At 61.8% G+C, this 20,337-nt stretch carries 21 protein-coding genes and 1 pseudogene; 3 read left to right on the plus strand and 19 right to left on the minus strand.

What is annotated here, in order from left to right; translation table 11 throughout:
- Positions 1-49: 49 nt before the first annotated feature.
- The 16 genes and pseudogenes from SJY36_RS05655 to SJY36_RS05730 form a co-directional block, all read right to left on the minus strand.
- Positions 50-1,228 carry a DegT/DnrJ/EryC1/StrS family aminotransferase gene (locus tag SJY36_RS05655; RefSeq protein ID WP_386173554.1) on the minus strand — a complete coding sequence of 393 codons (1,179 nt, stop codon included), beginning with the start codon at positions 1,226-1,228 and terminating at the stop codon, positions 50-52.
- 95 nt (positions 1,229-1,323) lie between these two features.
- On the minus strand, positions 1,324-2,628 hold the full coding sequence (locus SJY36_RS05660; protein ID WP_386173556.1) for an NAD(P)/FAD-dependent oxidoreductase: 1,305 nt from the start codon (positions 2,626-2,628) through the stop codon (positions 1,324-1,326).
- Between the two features lie 73 nt (positions 2,629-2,701).
- A pseudogene (locus SJY36_RS05665) lies at positions 2,702-4,059 on the minus strand (glutamine synthetase family protein).
- On the minus strand, positions 4,059-4,739 hold the full coding sequence (locus SJY36_RS05670) for a type 1 glutamine amidotransferase (RefSeq protein ID WP_074635612.1): 681 nt from the start codon (positions 4,737-4,739) through the stop codon (positions 4,059-4,061). Before SJY36_RS05670 ends, SJY36_RS05665 begins: the two are co-directional and overlap by 1 nt.
- A 13-nt stretch (positions 4,740-4,752) precedes the next feature.
- Positions 4,753-6,087 carry a glutamine synthetase family protein gene (locus SJY36_RS05675; protein WP_005852447.1) on the minus strand — a complete coding sequence of 445 codons (1,335 nt, stop codon included), beginning with the start codon at positions 6,085-6,087 and terminating at the stop codon, positions 4,753-4,755.
- Between the two features lie 97 nt (positions 6,088-6,184).
- Complete coding sequence (locus SJY36_RS05680; protein ID WP_005852449.1) at positions 6,185-6,991, minus strand: ABC transporter permease; 807 nt, start codon at positions 6,989-6,991, stop codon at positions 6,185-6,187.
- A complete protein-coding gene (locus SJY36_RS05685; protein ID WP_081781238.1) occupies positions 6,988-7,869 on the minus strand; it encodes an ABC transporter permease in 882 nt (293 codons plus the stop codon). Before SJY36_RS05685 ends, SJY36_RS05680 begins: the two co-directional genes overlap by 4 nt.
- A 109-nt stretch (positions 7,870-7,978) precedes the next feature.
- Positions 7,979-8,713: a transporter substrate-binding domain-containing protein gene (locus tag SJY36_RS05690; protein WP_005852453.1), complete on the minus strand. Its 735-nt coding sequence runs from the start codon at positions 8,711-8,713 to the stop codon at positions 7,979-7,981.
- A gap of 36 nt (positions 8,714-8,749) precedes the next feature.
- A complete protein-coding gene (locus SJY36_RS05695; protein WP_278425299.1) occupies positions 8,750-9,526 on the minus strand; it encodes an ABC transporter ATP-binding protein in 777 nt (258 codons plus the stop codon).
- Positions 9,527-9,653: 127 nt separating this feature from the next.
- Complete coding sequence (locus SJY36_RS05700) at positions 9,654-10,094, minus strand: TerB family tellurite resistance protein (RefSeq protein WP_005852457.1); 441 nt, start codon at positions 10,092-10,094, stop codon at positions 9,654-9,656.
- Between the two features lie 37 nt (positions 10,095-10,131).
- Positions 10,132-10,569: a TerB family tellurite resistance protein gene (locus tag SJY36_RS05705; RefSeq protein WP_005852459.1), complete on the minus strand. Its 438-nt coding sequence runs from the start codon at positions 10,567-10,569 to the stop codon at positions 10,132-10,134.
- 135 nt (positions 10,570-10,704) lie between these two features.
- On the minus strand, positions 10,705-10,998 hold the full coding sequence (locus tag SJY36_RS05710; protein ID WP_005852461.1) for a DUF1330 domain-containing protein: 294 nt from the start codon (positions 10,996-10,998) through the stop codon (positions 10,705-10,707).
- A 10-nt stretch (positions 10,999-11,008) separates the two neighbouring features.
- Complete coding sequence (rlmJ, locus tag SJY36_RS05715) at positions 11,009-11,791, minus strand: 23S rRNA (adenine(2030)-N(6))-methyltransferase RlmJ (protein ID WP_386173560.1); 783 nt, start codon at positions 11,789-11,791, stop codon at positions 11,009-11,011.
- Positions 11,792-11,815: 24 nt separating this feature from the next.
- The gene (locus tag SJY36_RS05720; protein ID WP_005852465.1) at positions 11,816-13,465 is read right to left on the minus strand and encodes a CTP synthase; all 1,650 of its coding nucleotides are present in this window, start codon (positions 13,463-13,465) and stop codon (positions 11,816-11,818) included.
- Positions 13,466-13,642: 177 nt separating this feature from the next.
- On the minus strand, positions 13,643-14,011 hold the full coding sequence (gene secG, locus SJY36_RS05725; RefSeq protein ID WP_005852467.1) for a preprotein translocase subunit SecG: 369 nt from the start codon (positions 14,009-14,011) through the stop codon (positions 13,643-13,645).
- A gap of 119 nt (positions 14,012-14,130) precedes the next feature.
- Complete coding sequence (locus tag SJY36_RS05730) at positions 14,131-14,526, minus strand: DUF6524 family protein (RefSeq protein WP_005852469.1); 396 nt, start codon at positions 14,524-14,526, stop codon at positions 14,131-14,133.
- Between the two features lie 215 nt (positions 14,527-14,741).
- Between SJY36_RS05730 and SJY36_RS05735 the strand changes: the two genes are divergently transcribed.
- Positions 14,742-16,037: an adenylosuccinate synthase gene (locus tag SJY36_RS05735; protein ID WP_005852471.1), complete on the plus strand. Its 1,296-nt coding sequence runs from the start codon at positions 14,742-14,744 to the stop codon at positions 16,035-16,037.
- A 54-nt stretch (positions 16,038-16,091) separates the two neighbouring features.
- The gene (locus SJY36_RS05740; RefSeq protein WP_005852473.1) at positions 16,092-16,322 is read left to right on the plus strand and encodes a DUF2842 domain-containing protein; all 231 of its coding nucleotides are present in this window, start codon (positions 16,092-16,094) and stop codon (positions 16,320-16,322) included.
- Positions 16,323-16,427: 105 nt separating this feature from the next.
- Here the strand turns inward: SJY36_RS05740 and SJY36_RS05745 are convergent, their stop codons facing one another.
- Both SJY36_RS05745 and SJY36_RS05750 read right to left on the minus strand, forming a co-directional pair.
- The gene (locus tag SJY36_RS05745) at positions 16,428-17,624 is read right to left on the minus strand and encodes a hypothetical protein (RefSeq protein WP_386173563.1); all 1,197 of its coding nucleotides are present in this window, start codon (positions 17,622-17,624) and stop codon (positions 16,428-16,430) included.
- Between the two features lie 73 nt (positions 17,625-17,697).
- Positions 17,698-18,621: a hypothetical protein gene (locus tag SJY36_RS05750; protein WP_386173565.1), complete on the minus strand. Its 924-nt coding sequence runs from the start codon at positions 18,619-18,621 to the stop codon at positions 17,698-17,700.
- 137 nt (positions 18,622-18,758) lie between these two features.
- On the opposite strand from SJY36_RS05750, the gene SJY36_RS05755 reads away from it, so the two are divergent.
- On the plus strand, positions 18,759-19,451 hold the full coding sequence (locus SJY36_RS05755; RefSeq protein ID WP_386173567.1) for a thiamine diphosphokinase: 693 nt from the start codon (positions 18,759-18,761) through the stop codon (positions 19,449-19,451).
- On the opposite strand, the gene SJY36_RS05760 is transcribed toward SJY36_RS05755, so the two are convergent.
- Entirely contained in the window at positions 19,384-20,310 is a 927-nt protein-coding gene (locus SJY36_RS05760) for a DMT family transporter (RefSeq protein ID WP_386173569.1), read from the minus strand. The genes SJY36_RS05755 and SJY36_RS05760 overlap by 68 nt on opposite strands.
- Positions 20,311-20,337: the final 27 nt, after the last annotated feature.

Here is a 20,337-nt window from a genome sequence, read left to right on the forward strand (position 1 = left end):
TGTGTCTGCCGGATGCCTCCGGCGGGAGTTTATCTGGCAAAATGAAGCCTCAGGCCGCGGCGGATTTCGTCACCGTCGCCAGCGCCCCGAGCAGCACATTCACAATCGCGTCGAGCTCGGCTGGTTGCAGTTGCACGGGCAGGCGCACGTCGCAGGCGGTCATCAACATGGCGCGGGTCCGGGGTAGGTCGGGCAGGTCTTCGATGAACTGCCAGTTCCAGAAGGCGCGCGCGTTGTCGGTGCTTTGGCCGAAGACCTGAACCTTGACGCCGGCCTTGGCGCTGGCTTCGGCAAAGGCGCGGATGGCGGCATCGTCCAGCCCGACCAGATTGAACTGGATGGAATCCGGCGCGCGGGTTTCAGGGGCCAGCGGGGCGGGGACGTCGATCTGGGGGGCGGCGTTCAGCTTGGCCGCGACGTAGTCATGGTTGCGCAGCCCGTCGGCCACACGGCGGGGCAGTTCGGCCAGTTGGGCCCGCACCAACACCGCTGACAGGTTGTTGAGACGCAGGTTATAAAGCGGCAGTTTGTTTTGCCAGCGCGCGCAGGCATCCGCGATGCCGGGGTGTTTCTTCCAGTTGTGTTCATAGGCACCGGACATGATGATCGCGCGGGCCACCAGATCGGCGTCGTCGGTGATCAGGATGCCGCCTTCGCCCGCGTTGACCATCTTGTAGGACTGGAAGGAAAAGCAGCCGATCTTGCCGATGGTGCCGATCTTGCGGTCGTGCCATAGGGTGCCGAGCGAATGGGCCGCATCCTCGATCACCGGCACGTTTGCGGCATCGCACAGCTGCATGATCGCATCCATATCCGAGGTATGGCCCCGCATGTGGCTGATGATCACGGCGTGGACACCCGGCAGCTTGGCGGCGAAATCCGCCATATCGATCCGGTAGTTTTCCCCGACCTCGCAGAGCACCGGCGTATAATGGGCGTGGATCACGGCAGAGGGCACGGCCGCGAAGGTAAAGCCGGGGATCAGCACCTTGGCGTTCTGCGGCAGGTCCAGCGCCAGCAGCGACAGAAACAGCGCGGCAGAGCAGGACGACACCGCCAGCGCATAGCGGCTGCCCATCATCTGCGCAAACTCGGCCTCCAGCAGGGACACCGGCGCATCGGCCGCAGCGGTGTAGCGAAACAGATCGCCGCTTTGCAACAGCTGCTCTATCTCGGCGCGGGCTGTGTCGGGAATGGCTTCGGCGCTGTGCATGTCGGGCAGGGTCATATTTCAATATCCTGAATGTTTGTTTTCAGAATGGTAAAACAATGCGTCTATGGGACCAAGCCTTTTCCCCGTTCCGCTTCATGAATGTTTTGTGACTATATTCCTAGCCGGTCGCGCAGGCTGAACCAGCTCATGGCGAGCGCAAGCAGCGGGCTGCGCAGCGCGCCGCCGCCAGGGAAGGTCGGCGTGGGCAGGGCGCTCATCGTATCAAAGCCGTCGCCATCGCCCTGGATCGCACGGGCCATCAGCTGCCCTGCGTGGATCGCGGTGCCGACGCCGTGGCCGGAATAGCCCGAAGCCGACAGGATGTTAGGGGTCACGCGGGCCAGAAAGGGCAGCCGTTTCATGGTGATCGCCAGCGTGCCGCCCCAGGCGTAGTCGATCTTGACGTCGCGCAGCGCGGGGAAAACCTGGCCCATGGGTTTGCGCGCCTTGGCGGCGAGGTCGCTGGGGAAGCGGTAGCCATAGCTTTCGCCGCCGCCGAACAGCAGTCGCCCATCATGGCTGAGCCGGAAATAATTCACCACGAATTTGCTATCGGCCACGGCGACATCCCGGGGCAGCACGTCTTTCACGCGGTCGCCCAAGGGTTCGGTGGCGACGATAAAGTTGTTGATCGGCATGACCTTGGCCGCGACCTTGCGGTTCAACCCGCCCAAATAGCCGTTGCAGGCCAGGATCACATGGTCCGCCGTCACCCGCCCGCCATCGGTCTGCACAGTGGCGGGGCTGCCTTCGGTGATGTGATGCACGGCGCTGCGTTCATAGATCTCGACCCCTGCCGCCTGCGCCGCCCGTGCCAGCCCGAGGGCGAGGTTGAGAGGATGCAGATGCGCGGCCCCCATATCCAGAATACCGCCGCGATAAGCAGGCGACGCACAGACGTTGCGCAGCGCGTCGCGGTCCAACACCTCTATCTGGTCGTAGCCATAGCGGTCCTGCAAGACGCCGGCATAGGCGTGCAGATGCTCTACGTCACCGGCAGAACTGGCGGTCCAGGCGACGCCGGGCTTGAGGTGGCAATCGATGTGATGGGTCTTGATCAGGCTTTTGACAAGCGCTTTGGCGTCCTGACCCAGATCCCATAGTCGCGTTGCGGCGTCGCGTCCGACCATCTTTTCCAGCGTGTCCTGTTCGACGCGCTGACCACTGCCCAATTGCCCGCCATTGCGCCCCGAGGCCCCAAATCCCACGCGCTGCGCCTCGACCAGCACGACGCGGCGACCGGCCTGTGCCAGATGCAACGCCGCCGACAGGCCCGTATAGCCGCCCCCCACAACGCAGACATCCGCGCGCTGATCGCCCTTGAGCGTGGGGTAGGCATCGGTCGGGGTTGCGGTCGCGGCGTACCAGCTGTCTGGATAGCGCCCCGGCGCGTCGTTTGCGTATAGCAGGTTCATTGCAGATCGGCCCCCTTGGCCGCTTCCAAATGGTCTTAAATCCTCGCCGAAGGCTCCCGCGGGTGCGGCGGGCCTAGACGTTCATCAACAGGTGCTCGCGTTCCCACGGGGAAATCACATGCAGGAACTCTTCGTATTCCGCGCGTTTGACGATGGCGTAGACGCGGGCGAACTCGGGGCCCAACACCTCGTGCAGGGTTGTGGCCTCTTCAAACAGATCCAGCGCGGATCCCAGCACCTGCGGGATATCCCCGTCGCCGTCATAGGCGTCGCCCTTGAATTCGGCTTTGGGCTTTTTCTGTTCCATCAGGCCCAGATAGCCGCAGGCGAGCGAGGCGGCGATGCCGAGGTAGGGGTTGCAGTCCATCCCGGCGAGACGGTTCTCGACCCGGCGTGACGCGGGGCCGGAGAGGGGCACGCGGATGCCGGTGGTGCGGTTGTCGCGGCCCCATTCCAGATTGATCGGCGCGGCATGGTCTTTGACGTAGCGCCGGTAGCTGTTCACATAGGGCGCAATGACCGCCAGCGCGTCGGGCATGTGGTTCTGCATGCCGGCGATAAAGTGGTAAAACGCGTCCGTCTCGCCGCCTTGCGGGCCGGAGAAGATGTTCTTGCCCGTCGTGGCATCCAGCACCGAATGGTGGATATGCATGGCGCTGCCGGGTTCGTTGGCGATGGGTTTCGCCATGAAGGTCGCGTAGCAATCGTGGCGCAGGGCGGCTTCGCGGATCAGACGCTTGAAATAGAATACCTCGTCGGCCAGCCGCACGGGGTCACCGTGGATCAGGTTGATCTCGAGCTGGCCCGCGCCGCCTTCCTGGGTGATACCGTCAATCTCGAACCCCTGCGCTTCGGCAAAGTCGTAGATGTCGTCGATCACGGGGCCGAATTCATCGACGGCGGTCATGGAATAGGCCTGACGCGCGGCAGCAGGGCGGCCCGAGCGGCCCATCATCGGTTTGATCTCATGCGCGGGGTCGAGGTTGCGCGCGACCAGGAAGAATTCCATCTCGGGGGCGACAACCGGCTCCCACCCTTGCGCGCGATAAAGATCGACAACGCGTTTCAGCACATTGCGCGGCGAATATTCGACCGGATTGCCGTCGCGGTCAAAGGCGTCGTGGATCACTTGCAGTGTCCAGTCGCCGGTCCAGGGGGCGGCGGTCGCGGTCGAGATATCGGGCCGCAGGATCATGTCTTTTTCGATGAACCCGTCGGCACCGGCGGCGTCGCCCCATTCACCGGTGATGGTCTGGTAGAAGATGCTGTCGGGCAGGTGGAAATATTCCTGCCGTGCGAATTTTGTGGCGGGCACCGCTTTGCCGCGTGCGATGCCGGGGAGGTCGGGGATGATACATTCAACTTCGTCGAGCCGCTTGCCCTCCAGATATTCGCGTGCTGCGGGGGAAGCTCTTCAAGCCAGTCGGACATCATAATCTCTCTTTCTTGAGGAAATCTGCAATATGGTCGGCGATTTTTGCATTGTCGGTGGGGGCGTCCAGCAGGGCGGAAGCCGCCTGAAGCTGGTGATCGGGCACGACGCCCTTGCCGCGGGTGCGGATCAGCCCGTCGATAAAGTCTTGGGTAAATTCGGGGTGGGGCTGGATGGTCCAGATGTGATCATCATACAGCAGGGCCGCGTTGGCGCAGAAGTCGGAAGCGCCGACCACCTTGGCCCCTTCGGGCAGTTGGGTGACCTGATCCTGATGCCAGGCATTCAGGGCCAGGGTCTCTCCGTCGATGGTGTATTCGGTGCGGCCGACGGACCAGCCGCCGGCGAATTTCTCGACCTTGCCGCCAAGGGCTTGTGCAATGATCTGGTGGCCAAAGCAGATGCCGACCAGCGGACGGCCTGCCTCGCGGATGGCGCGGATCAGCTGTTCCAGCGGGGGGATCCAGTCGTGATCCTCGTAGGCACCGTGTTTCGATCCGGTGATCAGCCAGCCGTCCGCATCCACCGCCGAGGCGGGGAAGTCGCCATCGACCACGGACCAGATCTGGAAGTCGAACCCGTGCCCGCCCAGCAGTTTGACGAACATATCGCCATAATCGCCAAGCGCGTCTTTCATATTGTCGGGGGAGTGGCCGGTTTGAAGGATACCGATTTTCATAGGGGGCATCTCATTACACCGTGTCCAGATAGATTTCGACCTGCTCTTGCGGGGTCAGTTCCTGCATATAATGCAGCTCTTGGCGCTTGGTGAGGATAAAGTTGCGCACCATTTCGGGGGCAAAGATGCGCTTTACCTCGGCGGAGTTTTCGAAGGCGTCGATCGCGGATTTCCAGTCGCCGGGGATTTGCGGCAGGTCGGCGGCATAGGCGTTGCCGGTGATCGGGGCGGGGGGCTCTGCCCCGTCCTCGATGCCGTTCATCGCGGCACCCAGCACGGCGGCCAGCATCAGATAGGGGTTCACGTCGCCGCCCGACACACGGTGTTCGATCCGCCGCGCCTTGTGGCTGCCGGACGGGATACGGATGGAGGAGGTGCGGTTCTCGTAGGCCCAAGAGATCCCTGTGGGCGCGTGGGCACCGGGCACCATACGGTCAAAGCTGTTGGCATGGGGCGCAAAGACCAGCGCGCAACCGGCCATGGCATTCATACAACCCGCCACAGCGTGACGCATGATCGCCGTGCCTTGGGGGCCGCCGTCGTCAAAGACGTTGTTACCGTTCTTGTCGAGCACCGAGAAATGCGTGTGCAGGCCCGACCCGGGGTAATCCTCGTAGGGTTTCGCCATGAAGCTTGCGGCAAAGCCGTGGCGGCGGGCGAGGCCCTTGACCAGCATCTTGAACAGCCAGGCATCATCGGCGGCGCGCAGGGCGTCGTCGCAATGCATGAGGTTGATCTCGAACTGGCCCAGACCCGCTTCGGAAATGGCGGTATCGGCGGGGATGTCCATCTCTTCGCAGGCGTCATAAAGATCGGTGAAGAATTCATCGAACTGATCCAGCGCGCGGATCGACAGGGTTTCAGCGGCCTTGCGGCGTTTGCCCGACCGCGGCGACAGCGGCACCTGCAGTTTGCGGCCCGAATCGTCGATCAGGAAAAACTCAAGCTCGACCGCGCAGACCGGCGTCAGCCCGCGATCCTTGTAGCGTTCGACCACCGCGCGCAGGGCATGGCGCGGGTCGCCGCCATAGGGGCGTCCGTCCTCGTGGAACATCCAGATCGGCAGCAGGGCCGAGGGCGCATCAAGCCAGGGCATTGGCAGAAAGCCGCGTTCGGTCGGGTGCAGGATGCCATCGGCATCGCCGCTTTCAAACACCAGCGGGCTGTCGTCGATGTCTTCGCCCCAGATATCGAGGTTCAGCACCGACATGGGAAAGCGCGTGCCGTCCTCTACCACCTTGTCGGCAAAGCGCGTGGGGATGCGCTTGCCGCGGGCCTGACCATTGAGGTCGGCGGCGGCCACACGGATTGTGCGGACCTGAGGATGTTTGCGGAGCCAGTTTTTCATATCACACCTTGCAAGCGGCGGGCATGAACGGCGTTCTTACAACGTGAAAACCGGGGGTAGCGCCCACGCGCTAAATAATTTGATCAAAAAACAGATACTACCGGATCAGATTTAGACGCAAGCGAATTTTCCGCACCGCAGCCTGAGGCACATGGCGGTTCAGACGGCGGTTGATCAGCCCGAAGATGGCGATGATCACCAGCGTCAGCAAAATGAAGTAGCCCGCCAGAATGGGGTAGGGGATAAACGGGTTAAAGGTCTTATCCGCGAAATAGCTGGCGTAATACAGCGCGTCCCCGCGTTGTTGCAGCGCCGGAAAACCGGTGAAAAACACCAGCGTTGTCGCATGAAACAGGAAGATCGCCTCGTTTGTATAGGCGGGCCATGCCAGCCGCAGCATGGTGGGCCAGATGATGCGCTTGAATCGCGGCCAGCCGGAAATGCCGTAGGCATCGGCGGCTTCGGTGTCGCCCTTGGGGATGGATTGCAGCGCGCCATAGAAGATCTCGGCCGAGTAGGCAGAGGTGTTGAAGAACAGAACAATCAGCGCCCCAAGCCACGCAGAGGTGAACATATCAAAGAACGGGTGCACAGATTTTAGGCTAAGGAACAGGAAATAGCCAAAGAAGAACTGGATGAACAAGGGCGAGCCGCGGAACAGGAAGATGAACCATTCGGCCGGTTTGCGCAGCCAAGGGCTGGGGTGGGCCTTGGCCACGGCCAGCGCCGTCGCCAGCAGGAAGCCGCTGACCAGCGCGAAAAAACCGTAGTAGACGTTCCAGATCATGCCCGACCCGATCAGGGTGAACTGGTCACATAGCGTAAAGTCGCTGCGCGGCAGCAGCCGTTCGCCATAGCCAAGCGAGCGCAGCCCGTAGGATTGGATTGTTTCCCAACAGGTCATGCCGCTGCCTTTCGCTGTGCTTCGCCGCCGGCGGTGGCCTGACCCTTGGTCAGACGGCGCATCAGCCGGTCGAGCACGATTTCAGACACACGGGTAAAGCAGAGGTAGAACACCAGCAGCGCCAGAAAATACCACATGCGCCAGTCGGGATGGGGGTAATCGGTAAAGCGCGGGGTCTTGGCTCCGCCCAGATCACGCGCCCAATAGACGATGTCTTCGACGCCCAGCAGGAACAACAGTGGGGTGGCCTTGATCAGCACCATCCACAGGTTTCCCAGACCGGGCAGCGCATAGACCCACATCTGCGGCACAAGGATACGCCAGAACGTCTGGCGCGGGGTCATGCCATACGCCTCGCCGGTCTCGATCTGGGCGCGGGGCACAGCGCGCATCGCGCCATAAAGCACATTGGCGGCAAAGGCCCCGAAAACGATCGCAAAGGTCAGCACCGCGAGCGAAAAGCCATAGGCCTCGTGGACCCATTGGGCAGAGTTGCCAAGTGGCATCTTGGCGGCCTGACAGACGATAAAGTCGCTGCCCTGACGGATCGGTTGATCCCAGTCGGGGCATTTCACCTTGTGACGCAGGTATTCGATGCCCTGATCCAGCGCGATGACGAAGAACAGGAAGAAGGCGATGTCGGGCACGCCCCGCACAATGGCGATATAGGCGCGGCCCAGCCATGACAGCGGCGCAAAGGGTGACCGCGCGGCCATCGCGCCGCCAAAGCCAAAGGCAAGTGCTGCGGGGGCGGTGATGGCGAGCAGCAGCAAGACGGTGCCGAATGCACCATAAAAGGCCAAATGCTTGCCCGTGGTCAGGTAGCACGTCAGCCACGACAGGCCGGAAAGCGTTTCTGGGTCGGTGCAGGCAAAAATGGCGGAATGTCCCGGTGGTATGCGCCCTTTGGCGGGCGTCTGGATTTGGGTCTTTAATCAGATCGGCAGGCAGAGAAAAGGGGCGGCATCTGCGCCGCCCCGATCATGATCAGAATGTATTGGCGTCTTCGCCGAACCATTTGATGATCAGCTTGTTCAGGCTGCCATCGTCCTTCATGGACTGGATCGCGGCGTCGAACTTCGCTTTCAACTCTGTGTCGCTTTCGCGCAGGCCAAGGCCGATGCCGCCGCCCAGTGGCACGTCATCACCGACAAAGACCATCTCGCCGCCGGATTCCTCGACCGTGGGGACCAGCGCGTCCTTGTCGGCGAAAACCGCATCCGCTTCGCCATTGTTCACGGCTGCGACGGTTTCATCATAGGTGGCGAATTCCAGCAGGGTGGCACCGGATTCAGCCACGTGACCGGCCTGGATCGTGCTGGTCTGCGCTGCAACAACACCGCCCATCACATCGGCATCCGCCGATTTCGCCGCATAGGCGGACGCCGCGGGCGGGAAGTAGTTCTGTGTGAAATCAATCACTTCTTCACGCTCGTCGGTGATGCTCATACCGGCGATGATGGTGTCGTAGTTGCCCGATGTCAGGTTCGGGATGATGCTGTCCCATTCGTTGGTGACCCATTCGCAGGTCAGCTCGGCACGGGCGCAGAGCTCGTCACCGACTTCGCGCTCAAAGCCGTCTACTTCGCCCGCGTCATTCAGGAAGTTATAGGGAGGGTAGGCCCCTTCGGTCCCCATGCGGATGGTCTTGCCGTGGGCGTCTGCCATGGCGAAACCGGTGCTCAGCGCCAGTGCGGCGGTTGCAAGAACGAGTGTTTTCATTTTTGAAGTCTCCCAGTTTATTGTTTTTAGGTGGTTTTACTCTGCGTGAGTGGCCGAGAGGAACCCGCGCAGACGTTCTGATTTAGGGGCGCCGAACAGGTCTTCGGGGGCCCCTTGTTCTTCGATCAAACCCTGATGCAGGAACACGACGTGATCCGAGACATCGGCCGCCAGTTTCATATCATGGGTTACGATCATCATGGTCCGCCCTTCGGCGGCCAGATCCTTGATGACTTTGACGACCTCTTGCTCAAGCTCGGGGTCCAGCGCCGAGGTCGGTTCGTCGAATAGCAATGCTTCGGGCTCCATACACAGCCCGCGTGCGATGGCGGCGCGCTGTTGCTGGCCGCCCGACAGTTGCGCCGGAAAGACATCGCATTTATCGCCGATGCCCACCTTGTCGAGATAGGCCCGCGCGGCGGCCTCAACCTCGGCACGGTCGCGGCGCAGGACGGTCAGCGGGGCCTCCATCACGTTTTGCAGGATCGTCATATGGGACCACAGGTTGAACTGTTGGAACACCATCGACAAATTTGTGCGGATGCGCAGCACCTGTTTTGGATCGGCAGGGCGGCGGTGGTGGCCGCTGCCTTTCCAGGTGACTGCCTCGCCGTTGAAACGCAGATCGCCCTCTTGGCTGTCTTCCAGCAGGTTGCAGCAGCGCAGCAGCGTCGATTTCCCGGAGCCGGACGACCCGATGAGCGAGATGACGTGCCCGCGCGGGGCCTTGACCGACACCCCCTTGAGCACCTCCAAAGGGCCATACGCCTTGTGAAGATTGTTGATCTCAATAACGGGGGGCTGATCTGTCACTGTGCTGCCTTATTGTGCATTCCGCAGCAAGTTAAGGTGATTTTAAGGGGGATTTGCAATCCAGAACTTGGGTTTCGCCCAATAATTCAACGGTTGACCCCGCGTAAATTCACCGCCTGCGCGTAAACTAGTCTTTGTCTTCAATCTGCTTGCGCACGATGGCGCTGTCGGTGTCTGTGACCCCCAGCAGGTTGGCCACCAAACGCAGCAATGCGTTTTCCTCGTCAGAGCGGCTGCCATCAGCCAGCACAACTTCCCACAGGGCTTTGATCACGGCAAGGCGGTCGTCATAGGGGACGGCATCCTTGATCGCGCGGGTAAAGCGGACGGTATCGGGGGCTTCGGCCTCCAGCGCTTCGGCGTCTGCCCGCAGGGAGGCGGTGCCATCTGCGTCCAGCGCATAGCGTTTCGCGATGATCTGGTCGATGCGCGCGCGCTCGGACGGGGCGTATTCATTATCCGACTTGGCGATGCGCACCAAAAGCGCGGTCAGCGCAAGGCGGGCATCCCCATCGGGAAGCTGGGCGGGATCAGGCTGGGTCAGCCGTTTGATGAATTCTGCGAACATGGGCGTGATATAGAGCGGTTGCGGCGCAAGGCCAAGGTCACAAAGCGTTCAGCGCTTTTTCGCGGGCGGCGGTCATGTCGGCGTCGCTGAGGCCAAGCGCGGTTTCAATGGCCAGCAGCTGGATCTCTTCGTCGTCGTCACGTGCGCCATCGGCCAGCGCCACAGACCACATCGCATCGCCAAGCGCCTTGCGGTCCTCATAGGGGACTTCCTCGCGCAGGATCTGGGCGAATTCGGGCGTACCGGGGGCGTGGCGTTCCAGCGCTTCGCAGGTGGCGCGCAGTTTCGCGGCCTCGATCGGTTTCAGGCCAAAGGTCTGCGCGAGGATGCGGTCGATCTGCCCCACTTCGGCAGCGCGGTAGGTGCGGTCGGCCAATGCCACACGCACCAGCAACGCGCCAAGGGCAAGCTGGGGGGTCGGCTGTGGCAGCGGCTTGGGGTCCGGCTTGCGGCGGGGGAATAGACGTTCAAACATGGCAACTCTTTATCCTTGCGGGCACATGAGGCTAACCCAATTCCGCGCGCAGCGTTCCGTTTTTCCCATATTCGCAAAGGGGTGATGTATAAAAAGCGCAATGCCGCAGGGGCAGGCGAGGGGCCTGTCGCGGCCTCAGGCGTCATACCCTTCGACGATGACCAGATTCCCATCAGAGACGGAGGACCGGATATCCTTGGCCGCCTGATAGCCCTCGCTTTCATAGCAGGCCACCGCATCGGCCAGCGAGGCAAATTCGATCACCACGATGCGCGGATGCGACGTGCCTTCGCGGATGTCGGGCGCGGCCCCACGCACCAGAAACTTCGCCCCGAAATCGGCAAAGGGCTTGGCGTTGGCGGCGCGGTATTTGTCGTAGACTTCGGCATCATGCACGTCGACGTTAGCGATCCAGTAACCTTTGGGCATCGGGGGCTCCTTATCGGGGTAGGGTTTTGAGCTTGGCCGCCAGACGGGCCGCTTCTTCTTTTAGCCCAAAGGGCGGGTTCAGCACGAACATGCCTGACCCGACCATCCCGTGACCGGGGCGCGCAGGGGCAAAGCCGACCTCGTGACGCAGGGCCTCGGGGTGGGCCCCCATCAGCGTGCTGAGCATCGGTTGATGCGCTTTATTGGTCAAAATGGGATACCATAGTGCGATGATGCCGACGTTCCACGCGCGCGCCAGCTTGCCAATGTGGCGCGGGATATCGGCGTAGTCTGTCTTGATCTCGAAGCTGGGGTCGATCAGCATCAGGCCACGGCGCGGGGTGGGCGGGGTCAGGGCGAAAGCCATGTCGAACCCGTCGCGGTGGTGGCATTTGACGTCATAGGGCGACATCGCCAAATCAAGGGCGGCATGTTCGCCGGGGTGCAGTTCGGCCAGATGGATGCTGTCGCTGTCGCGCAGCAGCTTGGCCGCCAGCAGGGGCGAACCGGGGTAGGCGTCTGCGCCATGTTCAGCGGTGATCTGGTCAAGCACCTGTGCGTAAGGATGCGCATCGTCGAACCAGCCGCGCACGCGGCCAATGCCCTGTGCCGCCTCGCCTGTTTTTAACGCGGGCGTGTCGGACAGGTCATACAGCGCGCGCCCGGCATGGGTTTCCATATAGGACAGCGGTTTGTCCTTGCGGGTCAGATACCCCAACATCCACGCCAGCAGGCTGTGTTTGTGAACATCGGCCAGATTGCCGGCGTGGTAGATATGTTGGTAGCTGAGCATGCCGTTGGCCGCCTTTCGCGAGGGTCAGACCAGCCGCGACATTTCCTTGGCGGCGCGGATGAAATCCTTGAACAAGGGGTGCGGATCAAAGGGCTTGGATTTGAGTTCGGGGTGGAACTGCACACCGATGAACCACGGGTGATCGGACCATTCCACGATCTCCGGCAGCATGCCGTCGGGCGACATCCCCGAAAAGGTAAGACCCGCTTTTTCAAGCTGCTCGCGGTAGGCGGTATCGACCTCGTAGCGGTGGCGGTGACGTTCGTCGATGGACGTGGTGCCATAGACTTTGGCCACGTTCGACCCTTCTTTCAGCGTCGCGTCATAGGCGCCAAGCCGCATGGTGCCGCCTTTGTCGTCGTCGACCTTGCGTTCAACCTTATGGTTGCCCTGCACCCATTCCTTAAGGTGGTAGACCACGGGCTCGAACCGTTTCTTGCCGGTGGATTCGTGGTCGAATTCTTCCGAGCCGGCGGTTGTCAGACCGGCCACGTTGCGCGCGGCTTCGATCACGGCCATCTGCATGCCCAGACAGATCCCCAGATAGGGGACTTTCTGCTCGCGGGCATATTGCGCCGCCTTGATCTTGCCCTCGGTGCCGCGTTCGCCAAAGCCGCCGGGCACGAGGATCGCGTGGAACCCTTCGAGGTGGGCCGATACATCATCGCTTTGATCAAAGACCTCGGCATCGACCCAGTCGATCTTGACCTTGACGCGGTTGGCCATGCCACCGTGGGTCAGCGCCTCTGCAATCGACTTATAGGCATCTTCCAGCTGGGTATATTTGCCGACGATGGCGACGTTCACTTCGCCTTCGGGGTTGTGCACGCGGTCAGAGACATCGCGCCAGACCGATAGTTCGGGCTTGGGCGCGGGGGAAATATCGAAAGCATCCAGCACGGCCTGATCCAGACCCTGCGCATGATAGGCCAGCGGCGCGTCATAGATGGTTTTCAGGTCATAGGCCGCGACCACGGCCTCTTTGCGGACGTTACAGAACAGGGCGATTTTCTCGCGCTCTTTCTCGGGGATGGGGTGTTCGGAGCGGCAGACCAGAATATCGGGCGCGATCCCGATGCTTTGCAGTTCCTTGACGGAGTGTTGCGTCGGCTTGGTCTTCAGCTCGCCGCTGGCCGCGAGATAGGGCAGCAGGGTGAGATGCATGAAGATACACTGGCCGCGCGGCTTGTCGTGGCTGAACTGGCGGATCGCTTCGAAGAAGGGCAGGCCTTCGATATCGCCGACGGTGCCGCCGATTTCGCACAGCATAAAGTCGACCTCGTCATCGCCGACGTGCAGGAAATCCTTGATCTCGTTGGTGACGTGGGGAATCACCTGAATGGTCTTGCCCAGATAGTCGCCGCGCCGCTCTTTCTCGAGCACGGTGGAATAGACCCGGCCCGAGCTGATCGAATCCGTCTTGCGCGCGGCCACGCCTGTAAAGCGTTCGTAGTGGCCCAGATCCAGATCGGTTTCGGCGCCATCGTCGGTGACGAAAACCTCGCCATGTTCAAAGGGCGACATCGTGCCGGGATCGACGTTCAGATAGGGGTCCAGTTTGCGCAGACGGACGGAGTATCCGCGCGCTTGCAACAAGGCCCCCAACGCCGCAGAGGCAAGGCCTTTGCCAAGGCTGGAAACCACACCACCGGTGATGAAAATATAGCGTGCCATGTGATGAAGGCCCCCGTGAGTTCAGATTTGATGCGGCAAAAGCCAAGCAATTGAGCTGCGGAAAACCGCAGCATCACGGGACTTAAGCCTAACAGGATTCGGATGGAAAAAGCAAGGCCAAGCCGCAACATCCTGTTGCGTATCTTGGCCCAACCTCAAGCTGTTGTAGTGTCTGGATTAATCCGCAGTCGGCACTTGCGGTGTATTTTCCGCAGGTGTCGGTGGCAGCAGCGCGTCGGCATCGGGCAGCGCTGGTGCGTCACCCTGGTTCAGCGCGGGTGGCGTGCCGCCCAGACGATCGATAACCGAAGAACCGGCGGATTTTTCAGCCGCGATGATGGTCAGCGTGATCGAGGTCACAATAAAGGCCGCGGCCAGAACCCAGGTCAGTTTGCCCATAGCCGTGGCTGCTGCACGACCGGAAACGGCCCCGCCGCCACCGCCGCCGCCCATGCCAAGGCCGCCCCCTTCGGACCGTTGCAGCAACACGACTGCAATCAGGCCAAGGGCCAGAATGAGATGGACAATCAGGACTACATTTTCCATGGGTACCTACGGCTCTGCGTTTTGGACTTTGGGCGTGTCTAGGCAAGTTTGCCTATGGGGGCAAGGGAGGATTGGCACCCGCGGTGCCGCTTGGGCGGAAAGCCCGTGTGAAAGCCGCCTCAGGTTTCCACATCGTCCACGTCTGCCTGACCGGATACCGCCCTGCGAAAGATGCTCCAGCTGAGGCCGATGCCCAACACAAAGCTCAACGCGACAAGGCCGAGCCAGAGGTTAAAGCTGCGGTTGTCCAGCCGCAGAATGCCCAGATCATAAAGCACCCAGAGGCTTGACCCCACCAACGCCAGCACCAGCAGCATCCCCAGCCCGCCGATAGAGCGCAGCGTCGCGCGGAGATAGATCACGTAGCCGATGAACAGCAAAAGCCCCAGCAGCACCGCGATGGACAGGTTCATATGCCCGTATCGCTGCGCCCAGGTGACATAGTTATAGGGCGTCGGGTTAAAGGTCGCGGCCAGCAAGACAAAGGCGCAGGCCCAACGTATGATGAATCCCATCTGCGGTACTTCCTTCTTTGATCCGGCATGGAATATCGGTGCAGCCCAGGCAAAGTCTATGGCCCGATGCGAAGTTTCACGGCCCCAAGCTGATAAATGCCCAGAAAAATGACGCGGCGGCGTTTTGGCTGCATTTTACAGTTTCGGTCCCCGACGGTCGTCGCTATACCTCCACGGGTTTGCACGGTTATTTGAACTGTTAAAGGAATATCTTCATGGCCAACGTCGTAGTCGTAGGCGCCCAATGGGGCGACGAAGGAAAAGGCAAAATCGTGGACTGGCTCAGCGAACGGGCCGATGTCATCGCGCGTTTTCAGGGCGGCCATAACGCGGGCCACACATTGGTCATCGACGGCAAGGTCTACAAGCTGCACGCGCTACCTTCGGGCGTTGTCCGCGGCGGCAAGCTTTCGGTCATCGGTAACGGTGTTGTGCTGGACCCGTGGCACCTGCTGAAAGAGATCGAGACGATCCGCGCCCAAGGCGTAGAGATCACGCCCGAAACGCTGATGATCGCGGAAAACACACCGCTGATCATGCCCTACCACGGCGAGCTCGACCGCGCCCGCGAAGAGGCCGCGTCCAAGGGCACCAAAATCGGCACCACCGGTCGCGGCATCGGACCGTGCTACGAGGATAAAGTCGGCCGCCGCGCCATCCGCGTCGCCGATCTGGCCGATACAGCCACGCTTGAAGCCCGCGTCGACCGCGCGTTGCAGCACCATGATCCGCTGCGCAAGGGTCTGGGCGTCGAAGCCATCGACCGCGACGGGCTGGTTGAACTGCTGAAAGAGATCGCACCGAAGATCCTTGAATACGCAGCACCTGTCTGGAAGGTGATGAACGAAAAGCGCAAGGCTGGTAAGCGTATCCTGTTCGAAGGGGCGCAGGGTGCGCTGCTGGACATCGACTTTGGCACCTATCCTTTCGTCACCTCGTCGAACGTGATTGCAGGGCAGGCGGCGACCGGCGTCGGCATCGGACCGGGCGCGATCAACTATGTGCTGGGCATCGTCAAAGCCTATACCACCCGCGTCGGCGAAGGCCCATTCCCGACCGAACTGCATGATGCGGACGGTCAGCGTTTGGGCGAGCGGGGCCATGAATTCGGCACCACCACCGGGCGTAAGCGTCGCTGTGGCTGGTTCGATGCGGCTTTGGTGCGCCAGACCTGCGCGACCAGCGGCGTCACCGGCATCTCGCTCACGAAACTGGACGTGCTGGACGGGTTTGAAACGCTCAAGATCTGCACCGGCTACGAGCTGGACGGGGAGCAGTTGGACTATCTGCCCACAGCGGCCGACCAGCAAGCCCGCTGCACCCCCATCTACGAGGAAATGCCCGGTTGGTCCGAAAGCACCGAAGGCGCGCGCAGCTGGGCCGATCTGCCCGCGAACGCGATCAAATATGTGCGCCGCGTCGAAGAGCTGATCCAGTGCCCGGTGGCGCTGCTGTCCACCTCGCCAGAGCGGGAAGACACGATTCTGGTCACCGACCCCTTCGCCGATTGATCTGACACGCCGGGGCCCTTCGGGGCCCTTGGCACGTGATGAAAGGACGACACAATGGCCCTTGGATATAAAGCACGCCGCCGGTGGGCGCTGGTCATTCTGCTGATTGGTCTGCCGCTCTATATCATTGCGGCGGTGGTCACCGTGTCGCTGTTTGACCGGCCACCCTTCTGGATCGAACTGGTGATCTATATCGCGCTTGGCGTGGTCTGGGCGATCCCGTTCAAATTTGTGTTCAAGGGGATCGGTCAGGCGGATCCGAACGCGGATCACGACGCAGAATAACCCGTTTCGCCTGCACGTCGTATAGGCTTGCACACCATCATTATCGCATAAAAAAACGGCCCCCTCGGGGGCCGTTTTTCGTTTCGGTTGTCATTTCTTGCCCGCTTAGCCAGCGGCGCGTGCATCGGGTTGGAACCCGATCTGTTCGGAAGCCTTGAAGCGGCCACCTTCCAGTTTTTGCAGCTTGCCGGTGCGCAGCAGCTGACCGAAGGAGCGTAGACCTTCCTCGCGGCTGAAATCCTCGGCACCGCCTTGGCGTACGGTGTTCATCAACTGCGGACGCGAGAAATCGTCCATGCCTTCGACAAAGGCCATATAGGCCGCGGCCGCCTCCAGCAGGTCGGGAAGCTGGGTCGCGCCCATTTCCTCGGCGAATTCGGCAAAGCCACCGGCTTGCGGCACCGGCGCGGGGGCCACTGCGGCCACGCGGCGAGGGCGTACGGGGGCCACATTGCGCGGCTGGTCCGTGTCGATCCGCTGTGCCGCTACCAGCTTCAGCGGGGCAGGACGCGGTTCGGCGGGGCGTTCGGTGCGGGCCGTGGTCGACGCGGGGCGGCGTGGTTTGACCACCTCGGCCAGATCGCTGCGGTAGGCGTTGTTTTCGCGTTCCGCAGCATCGGGCGCACCAAGGGCCATATCGGCCTTTTTCGCGGCCACGGCGGCGCGCAGATGGGTGATCGCGTCGCGGCGTGTGGCGGCTTCGGGTTCGTCCATCTGGTTGTCGGTTTCCGCCAGCAGACGGTTCATATCCGGGCCGCTGTCCGCATCGAGCGTTGGCAGGCTGCGGCGTTGCGGGGCGGCTTTGGGGGCTTCGGCTTCGGGCTCTGCCGCGGTTTCGGCTTGGACCTCGGCCTGTACCTCTTCGGCGTCATCCTCGGAAACATCAATGTCGAGGGTTTCTTCCTGGGCCGTGTCTTCCTGCAAGTCTTCCTCGGCGGTCTCTTCTTCGGGCGCGTCGTCCTCATCGGCGACAGCTTCTTCGGCGTCCTCAAACGCGTCGGTCAGCGTATCGGCAGCGGCGGAGGACAATGTTGCCTCAAGCTCGGCCAGCTCGCGGGCCAGATCTTCTTCATCCTCGTCAGAGAGCGTCGATTCGGGGTCGCGCTGGATACGCAGGGCGGGCTTCTCAGGCTCTTCCAGAACCGCAGGCGCGTCTTCTTCGACCTCTTCCAGCTCGCCTTCGGCGATGGCACGGTCGATGTCGGCGCGTTTGACCTTGAGCACACGACCACGGGGCGCTGCGTCTTCTTCGGCTTCACCGGTTTCGTCAGCGTCAACCTGCGCGGCGTCAGCTTCTGCCACTTCATCAGCCGCAACGTCTTCGTGCTGTTCTTCACTCTCTTGTGCAGCGGTAACGTCTTCTTCAGCTTCGAGGTCAGAAGGATTGTGCGATGTCTTCGACCGTATCGTCGGCGTCCAGCGCGCCCTGGATGTCGTTGATCGCGTTCGCGATGACATCGTCGGTGCTGTCTTCGGCGTCGATTGTGTCCTCGTCGTCAAAGACCTGAGGCTGCGGTGCGGCGGGAGCGTCCTGATTGGCGACCACGGCGCGGATGCGCTGCAGTTTGGCCGCGATGCTATCCACGACAGGGGCCGCAACGGGCTGGATTTCGGAGTCTTGGTCGTCGACGGTCACCTCGCTGCGCGGGCTATCGGCGAAAAACGCTTCGACATCTTCGTCGGGTTGGCCGGGGACGATATCCACTTCGGCGGCCGGTGCCACAGGAGCAGGGGCTGCTTTGGCCTGCGTGGCTTCGGGCTTTGGCGCGGCAACATCACGGCTGACCACCTCGTCGCGCGGTGCGGCAGCTTCGGCCTGAGGCGCGGGCGCGGCCTCTGGCTCGGCAGATTTCAGCGCGTTGATGCGGTAGGCGTCATAATAGGCAGAGATTTCCTTGGGCCGGCGCGGCGCGAAGGAGGTCGACACCACTGACGGACCGGCAGCGGTGCTGCTGACCTGCGGCTGCGGTGCGGCAGGTGTCTTGGGTGTTTCGGCTGCTTCGGGCGCAGGGGCGGGCTGCGCTGGCGCTGCGGGTTCTTCCGGGGTCTGCGCGCTCAGAACGATCTGACCGTCCTGCTGGCGCGCTTCGACGCGGCGCGAGATTTCTTTCTGGGCGATATGAGCCAGCATCTCCGCATCGGGCTGTGCGGGTTCTGCACCGAAATACCGATCCTCCGACGACAGGTCGCGGAAATACTCTGCGATGGCCTTCATGGTGCCGAATGAATCGTCAAAGCCTTCCAACGTGCACGAGAAAGTGCCGTATGAGACCGTCAGAATTTTGTTGTTATTCATCATCGGATGGTCGTCCTCTGCCTATTTGCAGCTTACTGTTTACCATAAGGTTCAAGACCAATTCGGCTCGAATCTGTGCCCTGCAACGTATCATTTAATGTCAAAATTGCGGCATTGTTTCCAATTTGAGGTAAAACCGCGTGAAAACAACCATTGTGGCAAGCCGCAGCCCTGTCACCGTCATCGGGGGCGGGCAGCCCGGTCCGAACGACCTGAACGAGGCGTTGCAGCTTGCCCCGATGTGTGTGGCGGTCGATGGCGGGGCAAATCTGGCCCGCGACGCAGGCGTAGAGATCGCGGCGCTGGTGGGGGATTTCGATTCTGTCACACCCGAGACCCTGTCGCAAATCCCGCCCGCGCGGCAGTTCAAACTGACAGAGCAGGAAACCACCGATTTCGACAAGGCGCTGCGGTCGGTGGCCGCACCGTTGATCATAGCGGTGGGGTTTTCGGGCGGGCGCGTGGACCATCAGCTTGCCGCCCTGAGCTCTCTGGCGCGGCATCCGCACCAGCGTTGCCTGCTCATCGCCGGAGAGCAGGTGATTTTTCTCGCGCCGCCCCGGCTTGATCTGCCGACGCGGGCGGGGGATGTGGTGTCGATATACCCGCTGGCGGCGGTCCACGGGGAAAGCAGCGGGCTTGAGTGGCCGCTTGACGGGCTAGAGCTTTCGCCGCTGGGACGATTGGGCACATCGAACCGTGCGACGGGGCCCGCGACCCTTAGGGTGGATCGTCCCGCTGCGTTGGTAATGGTGCCCAGGGTGCTCATTCCGCAGGTTGCACAATCGCTGCTGCAGCCAGACGCCGCTGCGTGGCCCGCTCCCTCAGAATAATATAGAGACCGGCGGCCATCGTGATCCCCATCCCGAGCGCCGCCAGCGCATCGGGCAGATCGCCAAAGACGATCAACCCGACCAGCGTCGCCACGGGAATTTCGAGATATTGCATCGGTGCCAGCGTGGCCGAGGGGGCGTAGCGCAAGGACCATGTCATCAGCAGATGTGCCACACTGCCAAGGACGCCGATTGCGATCAGCAGCATCCAGGCGTTTGCATCAGGGACCTGCCAGCCCAAGGCGGGCAGCGCAAGGGTTTGGCCCAGACCCAGCAAGGGCAGCAGTATCACCACGGCGATAAACCCGCTGACCGTTTGCAGGCTGATCGGGTCGGTGTGTTTCGCGATCTGCCGTGTCACCAGCATGAACAGCGCAAAGTTCAGCGCTACGCCAACGGGCAGCAATGCGGGCCAGCCCACCTCGGCAAAGCTGGGTTGCACCACCAGCAGTGTGCCGCAAAAGCCAACGATACAGGCGAGAAGCCGGCGGGTGCCGACCTCTTCGCCGAGCACGTATTTGCCGAGCAGAAGCATAAAGAAGGGCATGACAAAGATAATCGCCACCGCATCGGCCAGCGGCAGGTATTTCAGCGCGGTGAACATCATCGCGATCCCGATGACATGCAGCACTGTGCGCACAAAGGCGAGCCACAGCGTTCGGCCCCGCATCGCCAGCGGCCTGCCCGTCAGCAGTACCAGCGGCAGCAAGATCAGCAATTGCACGGCAAAGCGGATAAACACGACCTGACCCAGCGGCACGGAGGACCCCAGCAGTTTCGCAATCGCATCACCCACAGGGGCAACGATGCAAAAGCCAAGCATCATGGCAATACCGGTCATCGGTTTATCGGGCAGCATGGCAAAGCCTTTGTCGTGGATCAGGGG

The sequence above is a fragment of the Sulfitobacter sp. R86518 genome (assembly GCF_042466275.1).
Lineage (GTDB): Bacteria > Pseudomonadota > Alphaproteobacteria > Rhodobacterales > Rhodobacteraceae > Sulfitobacter > Sulfitobacter pontiacus.